Origin of the sequence: Bradyrhizobium sp. 17, assembly GCF_023073515.1 — a bacterium.
Taxonomy (GTDB): domain Bacteria; phylum Pseudomonadota; class Alphaproteobacteria; order Rhizobiales; family Xanthobacteraceae; genus Bradyrhizobium; species Bradyrhizobium canariense_D.
The window spans coordinates 1-1,606 of record NZ_JADPJQ010000101.1; the positions used below are offsets into that span (position 1 = coordinate 1).

Annotated in this window: 1 protein-coding gene and 1 pseudogene; both read left to right on the plus strand. The window is 62.5% G+C overall.

Annotated features, from left to right (window positions below):
* The first annotated feature begins 40 nt into the window (after positions 1-40).
* Complete coding sequence (gene trbG, locus IVB13_RS18790; protein ID WP_247489958.1) at positions 41-1,012, plus strand: P-type conjugative transfer protein TrbG; 972 nt, start codon at positions 41-43, stop codon at positions 1,010-1,012.
* A pseudogene (locus tag IVB13_RS18795) lies at positions 1,009-1,606 on the plus strand (conjugal transfer protein TraI); the annotation flags it as partial. The gene trbG and the pseudogene IVB13_RS18795, both read left to right, overlap by 4 nt.

Genomic DNA, 1,606 nt, shown 5'->3' on the forward strand with positions numbered 1-1,606 from the left:
ATGTCAACGCGATCAACTGGTCAAAGGAGCTCGGCTAACCATGCCGTCAGATATCGTCATTGCGTCGCGAAAAGCGCGGCCGCGCTTGCCTCTAGCTCTTCTTATCAGTCTCTCGACACTTGGCGGCTGCACGACTTTCAGGCCACCGCAGATCAGCCACGACAACGAGCTCCCGCCGGCCCCGGATTTGCCGGCGGTTGCCGATGACCGGCCGCAACCGCTGCATCTGCCGCCGATCTGGAAGGCTGCGCGCGGCGGCAAGACCGCGGAGGCCAAAGAGCCTGTCGAGCGTATCGAAACCGCAAATGACGCTGCACGTGTGCAGCCTCGCAAAGCGGGCTACTACAATGCGGTGCAAGTGTTTTCCTATAGTCCGGGCGCGCTCTACCAGATCTATGCCGCGCCGGGACAAATTACGGACATTGCCCTTGAGCCGGGTGAGCAGCTGATCGGCTCGGGACCCGTCGCCGCGGGCGATACCGTGCGCTGGGTGGTCGGCGACACCGAAAGTGGGAGTGGCGACAGCCGCCGCGTTCACATCATGGTCAAGCCAACCCGTCCCTTGATCGAGACCAACCTCGTCGTCAATACTGATCGTCGTACTTACTTGATCGAGCTTCGCGCCAAAGAAAGGCCCTATATGCCCTCGGTCGCCTGGTTCTATCCGGCAGATCGTGTGGGGCCCCGAGCTTTACCGCCGGCACCCTTTATTCCGGACCTGCCGGCGCGCCGGTACCGTTACGCGATCGAGGGCGACAGCCCGCCGTGGCGTCCCGTCAACGCTTATGATGACGGCCGAAAAACTTATATTGAATTCTCCCCCGGCGTCAGTCAGGGCGAGATGCCGCCGCTGTTCGTGATCGGGCCCGACGGCAAAGCTGAAATCGTCAACTACCGCGCGTACGGAAATGTGCTGATTGTTGACCGGCTGTTCGCGGCCGCGGAGCTGAGGCTCGGCGAAGAGCACCAGCAGAAGGTCAGGATCGTGCGAACTGACGGGAGGTCGCTTTGAACGATCGTGACCAGGCAATCGATACACCAAAGGAACCGCCTCGGGCCAGGCCGCCGGAAGAGATCGCCGAGGCCCTGCGCCTCCGGCCGGATCCTCCACAAGTGGCCCGCCTCTCGCGAAAGGTCCTGATTGGCGTCAGCGCCCTGGTGCTCGTGCTGATCACCGGCGCGGTGCTCTGGGCGCTGCAGGAGAAACGGTCTCGTGTCTCAGCGCCTGAGGAGCTTTACGCCACCGACCGCCACAATATCGCCGATCAGCTCGCGATCTTACCAAAGGATTACACCGAGATCCCGAAGGACGTGCCGCGCCTGGGGCCGCCCTTGCCGGGTGATCTCGGCCGGCCGATCGTCGCAGCACAGGGGTCTTCGACATCCAGCTCGCTTGGTATCGATGCCGAACAGCAGCGTGTCACACAGGAGAGCGAGGCGGCACGGACCAGCAAGGTATTTGCCAGCACCAATGTCCGGCCACTGGCCCCTGCCACCTCGTCGAGCGAAGCCCGATCGAGCGCCGCGCCATCATCTGACGAAGCATTTGCTCAGAATGGCCAAGACCGAAAGCTTGCATTCGTCAGTGCAACAGTCGATCGCCGAA